This is a genomic window from Vibrio fujianensis (assembly GCF_002749895.1).
Lineage (GTDB): Bacteria > Pseudomonadota > Gammaproteobacteria > Enterobacterales > Vibrionaceae > Vibrio > Vibrio fujianensis.
The window spans coordinates 377,887-383,246 of sequence record NZ_NBUS01000042.1; the positions used below are offsets into that span (position 1 = coordinate 377,887).

At 42.2% G+C, this 5,360-nt stretch carries 6 protein-coding genes; 3 read left to right on the plus strand and 3 right to left on the minus strand.

Going from position 1 to position 5,360, the window contains the following annotated elements; all coding sequences use genetic code 11:
• From B7C60_RS18915 to bolA, 3 genes are all read right to left on the minus strand, one after another.
• Window positions 1-719 (minus strand): RnfABCDGE type electron transport complex subunit D (locus tag B7C60_RS18915; RefSeq protein WP_245869187.1); only part of this gene is annotated, 719 nt, incomplete at its 3' end.
• Between the two features lie 5 nt (window positions 720-724).
• Window positions 725-2,065 carry a Na(+)-translocating NADH-quinone reductase subunit A gene (locus tag B7C60_RS10770; protein ID WP_099611668.1) on the minus strand — a complete coding sequence of 447 codons (1,341 nt, stop codon included), beginning with the start codon at window positions 2,063-2,065 and terminating at the stop codon, window positions 725-727.
• Between the two features lie 524 nt (window positions 2,066-2,589).
• Window positions 2,590-2,901 (minus strand): transcriptional regulator BolA, encoded by a 312-nt coding sequence (bolA, locus tag B7C60_RS10775; RefSeq protein WP_099611650.1) that lies wholly within the window; start codon window positions 2,899-2,901, stop codon window positions 2,590-2,592.
• A gap of 143 nt (window positions 2,902-3,044) precedes the next feature.
• On the opposite strand from bolA, the gene B7C60_RS10780 reads away from it, so the two are divergent.
• From B7C60_RS10780 to B7C60_RS10790, 3 genes are read left to right on the plus strand one after another with little or no spacing between them, the layout of a single operon-like run.
• Window positions 3,045-4,178 carry a methyltransferase gene (locus B7C60_RS10780; RefSeq protein ID WP_099611651.1) on the plus strand — a complete coding sequence of 378 codons (1,134 nt, stop codon included), beginning with the start codon at window positions 3,045-3,047 and terminating at the stop codon, window positions 4,176-4,178.
• 44 nt (window positions 4,179-4,222) lie between these two features.
• A complete protein-coding gene (locus B7C60_RS10785) occupies window positions 4,223-4,798 on the plus strand; it encodes a YajG family lipoprotein (RefSeq protein ID WP_099611652.1) in 576 nt (191 codons plus the stop codon).
• Window positions 4,791-5,339, plus strand: a complete 549-nt coding sequence (locus B7C60_RS10790; RefSeq protein ID WP_099611653.1) for a peptidylprolyl isomerase — start codon at window positions 4,791-4,793, stop codon at window positions 5,337-5,339. Before B7C60_RS10785 ends, B7C60_RS10790 begins: the two co-directional genes overlap by 8 nt.
• Window positions 5,340-5,360: the final 21 nt, after the last annotated feature.

Consider the following 5,360-nt stretch of genomic DNA (forward strand, 5'->3'; position numbering starts at 1 on the left):
CTAAGTGCTGTTGCCCCAGAAAAACCATCTGCTGCAGTCCAGACTAAATCACCAGAAATTTGAGCTGGATAGGCAAAGAATAAAAATGCACGTCCCGCCAAAGCTGGGTTTAGGAAGTTACGTCCCGTACCACCAAACACCTCTTTCGCAACAACCACACCAAAGGTGATACCCAAAGCGGCTTGCCATAATGGTAATGTGGGGGGCACGATAAGAGCAAAGAGGATAGACGTAACAAAGAAGCCTTCGTTCACTTCATGCTTACGCACCATACAGAAGAGCACTTCCCAGAAACCACCGACGAGAAAAACTGTCGCATAGATTGGAAGGAAATAGGTTGCTCCTAAAAGCATCTTCGTTCCCCAACCCGCTCCAGTTATGCTGCCGCCTAACATCTCGGTAAGCCAATAATGCCAATTACCAGCAACGGTGCTAGCTAGATCAATCTGACCTAATAAAGCCATATGTTGCAGTGCAGCAATAGCTTGGCCCCCGGCATTGTACATTCCCCAAAACATCGCAGGAAATACCGCGAACCAAACCATGATCATGATACGTTTTAAGTCGACGCTATCACGTACGTGTGAGCTTTTCTTTGTTACTGTACCAGGTGTATAAAATAGTGTTGCAGCAGCTTCATATAGAGCAAACCACTTCTCATGTTTACCACCGGGTTCAAAATGATGCTCAATGTCTTCAAGAAACTTTTTAAGGCCCATGAAAATTACCCTTCCTTCTCAATCTTGTCGAGGCATTCACGAAGGATAGCTCCGTATTCATATTTGCCAGGACATACAAAGGTACATAATGCTAGATCTTCTTCATCCAGTTCGAGTACACCTAAACGTTGAGCGTTATCGGTATCCCCCGCACAAAGATCACGGAGTAACAACGTTGGCTCCATATCTAGCGGCATAATTTTTTCATAGTTGCCAATCGGTACCATTGCACGATCACTACCATTGGTACTGGTTGTCATATTGAACAACTGTCCTTTGAATAAGTGACCGAGGAAAGAGCGCGTAACCGAAAAACGATTCTTACCAGGAGCCGCCCAGCCAAGAAACTCTTTCTCTCGTCCTTCACGTAAGACCGAGACTTGAAGATGATAACGTCCCAGATAAGCATGAGGGCCCGAGGCTTGAACGCCAGACAAGACAGAACCTGAAATGATACGAACTTCACCGGGCATTAATTCGTTATTGGTCAGCTCATCTAAACTTGCCCCCATGACGGTGCGTAGCAATCGAGGATGATTAACTACAGGGCCAGCTAACGAAACGATGCGTTCATTATACAGCTCACCAGTCAAAAACAGCTTACCGAATGCAATCACATCTTGATAGTTAATGCTCCATGCGACATTTTCAGCATTAACCGGGTAAAGAAAATGCATATGTGTACCAGCAAGACCGGCAGGATGAGGGCCATCAAAAACATGTTCTTCAACATTATTTTGTGATGAGCGAGGTAAACTCGTTCCTTTTTTACACACATACACTTTGCCTTCTGTCAAAGCAGAAAGCACATCTAAACCTGCAATAAAAGCTTCGGATTGCTCATTGATGATCACACTAGGATCGGCTGCTAATGGGTTAGTATCCATCGCAGTAACGAAAATCGCCTTAGTATGGGAGTCAATAGCGGGAACCTTGCTAAACGGACGAGTACGCAATGCTGTCCATAAACCAGATTCAACCAACTGAGCTCTCACCGCATCACGGTCCAAACTCGCTAGCTGATTGGCTTCAAACTTATTGAACGTTATTTGCTCATCGCCAGACACTTCAATCACAACAGATTGAAGGACCCGCTTTGCGCCACGGTTAACTTCAATAACTTTGCCACAGACAGGTGAAGTAAATAGGACACCTGGGTTCTTTTTATCTTCGAAAAGAACTTGAGCTTTCTTTACTTCATCACCTACGCGGACATGCATCGTAGGACGCATACCAACGTACTCTTCGCCAAGCAAGGCGACTTTTGTGACGGCAACACCGTCATTAATCACCTGGGCAGGAGTTCCAGCAATAGGAAGGTCCAAACCCTTTTTTATTGTAATCATACGCACTTGCACTACTTTTTTATCGGGAAAAAGATTCTTTCATTGCGTAAATTCGAGACATTAATGGATAACTATGGGCTTAGGATGTAAGCCAAAATACCGTTAACTGTACTCTAGACACGACATTACAGTGTCCGCTTCTGGTTGTTTTAACACCAAAACCGCAACATCCTTTTTAAAATCTCATCACATTTTCATAATGAGACTTATTAGGTGCAGTAGTTTAACATCTTTTGGGAACTTGATGCCATGACCAATCCCAGCTTCGTTCGCTTTATTTACCAAGAAACACACCATCGGGATTAATTAATAATCATAAATTTGACGTATCGCACAATAAAAATACGCGACCAAAATCATGGATAATAGCATTGACTCGAATGACCGATAGCCACAGCGATTCACGTCACCATAAACCTGTTTCCCCTGATACTCATCACAAGCAATTGTAGACATTTAGTAAAAAAAAACGCTCTGTAGCACATGTCTAACGAGGATACTAAGCATGCATATTGCCTTTTTATTTATTGGTTATTATTTCCCATGCACATTGGGCTTTCTGGCACTCCATCTTGTTGTTCTCGCCACTCCTGTGGGGTATAGGTATGAATCGCTAATGCGTGAATATGAGTAGATAATTCGTCCAGCAAAACTTGATTGACTTGACGATGACGAGCAACCAATCGTAATCCATCAAAATCAGAACTGACAACAATCACTTTAAAATGACTTTCAGAGCCTGCTGGGACATTGTGCATGTAACTCTCATTAATGACTTTCAAATATTGTGGATGAAATGCATGATGCAATTTCGTTTCAATGACTTCTTGAAGCATGGCGTTTCCTTAATACACAATGTTTCATGACTCGATAGGGTTAAGTTTACTCGCGCAAAACGATAAGGGAAAGGTTTTGGTTTCTTGTTCTGCAACCATTTGCGACAATAGTTAGGTGATTAAATTATGCTAGTAACCTCAATATGAAAACAGAGCTGACGCTATACGATCAAACCTTGACCTTGCACCGCTTCCCACAACGAAGTAATGAAACCCTGCAAGCATGGGATGCAGGAGATGAATATTTAATTACGCATGTGGCGTCGTTATCGCTCCCTCCGAATCAGCATATTTTGATTCTCAATGACCATTTTGGAGCGCTCAGCTGTTGGTTCTCAAAGTCGCATACAGTAACCGTAATGAGCGATTCGTTTATTGCTCATCAGGCGATCAAACAAAACTTAATGGCGAATCAATGCCCTTCAATCACATTAACCAACACAATGGGAAGTCTCCCCTCTGATATTGACTTAGTGCTAATACAAGTACCGCGTAATAACCGCCACCTTGTCTGGCAATTAACCCAGTTGAGACAGTCACTATCGAGTGATTGTCCTGTGATTGCTGTTAATAAAGCCAAAGAGATTCATACTTCAACTCTACAGCTTTTTAGTCAATATTTAGGGCAAACAAAAACGTCCTTAGCGTGGAAAAAACATCGCCTTATATTTAGTTATGCTAACAGCAAGCATGCCCTCCCCACCTCGACAACCACTTGTTGGAAAGTGGAGAACCATCCAATTGAACTCACGAATTTACCCAATGTCTACTCAGGAGAGAAGCTCGATCAAGGTGCTCGTTTTTTTCTCAATTATTTACCGAGTGATGACACTCTTCTAACGGCCATTGATTTAGGATGCGGCAATGGTGTGTTATCGGTAAAACTCGGACAGCTAAACCCACAAGTACAACTAACCTGTGTCGATGAAAGTTTCATGGCTGTAGAGTCTACAAGGCTAAACTTACTCAACAACCTAGCACCCGGTCGACAATTCGAATGTTTAGTCAATAATTGCTTAGATGGTTTTGCGGATAATTCGACTCAATTGATCATCTGTAATCCTCCATTTCATCAGCAACAAGCGATTACCGATCATATTGCTTGGCAAATGTTCTGTGATGCCAAACGAGTTCTTAACCAAGAAGGAAAGTTATTAGTGATTGGCAATCGTCATCTCGGCTACGATATAAAACTCAAACGACTATTTGGTAAAAGCCAAGTAAAAACTGTCGCTAGTAATGCAAAATTTGTTATCTTACAGGCTATTAAGCAATAAGACTGACGCTATTAAACCGATTGACTTAACGAAAGGAATTGACCATGAAAAAACTGGTTATCGTCGCAACCATGATGCTACTCAACGCATGTGCAGCACCACAGCAAGAACAAATTAACTTCATACCTAAACCGACGCTAAGCAATAGTGCCGTGGTCGATAACGCTGCGTTTACTTTAGTAAGTAAAGACATCCGTTCGGCACAATACGTTGCTCTCGTCGATAGTGGACGCAATAATATCGAACCGATTCATCCTAAACAAAATGTGCGTATTGCACTTGAAAATGCGTTATCAGAACAGTTTTCATCACAAGGCTTTCGCTTAACCGTCAACAGTGAAAATACCCTAACTCTAGAGGTTCAAGAGCTCCTCGTTAACGTTGTTCACTCGATTACCTCCAATGAAATGGATGCTAAAGTAACCCTTGAGGTAACAGCTGAAACGCCAAAAGGTAAGCTAATAAAAAGTTATACTGGCACCGCTAAACGTAGTGCTGCGTTGAGCGCGTCAAATCAAGATATAGAAAAAGTACTTAACGATGTCATTAACTTGGTTCTCAAAGAAATGGCAAATGATGACGAGCTTAAAAATTATATGAAGGAACGTTTCCATGGCTAAGCAATGGCTACTGTTCATTTTGACTGTCATGAGTACCAATCTCTGGGCGGGGCCAAAAGTGAAGTTTGAAACCTCATCAGGTGAGTTTGTTATCGAGCTTAATCAGGAACAAGCGCCACTCACAACAGCTAACTTCCTTAAATATGTAAAAGATGGTAGCTATACTGGTACTCTTTTTCATCGAGTCATTCCTGGCTTTATGGTTCAAGGTGGTGGTTTTGATGAAAAAATGGTACCCAAAGAGAGCTACCCTCCCATCAAAAACGAAGCGAGAAACGGTTTAGCAAATAATACTGCAACCGTAGCAATGGCACGAACGACTAATCCTGATTCAGCCACCCGACAATTTTTTATTAATCTTGTCGATAATGATTTTCTCAATGCAAGTACAAGGCAAGACGGGTATGCTGTTTTCGGTGAGGTTATTGAAGGATTCAGTACCATTCAAGATATGGCAACCCAACCTACCCACACTAAGGGACGTATGAGTGATGTCCCGATCACGCCGATTATTGTTACGAAAGTAACGCTCATTGATTAATCTTGATTAGCCCTAAGCATT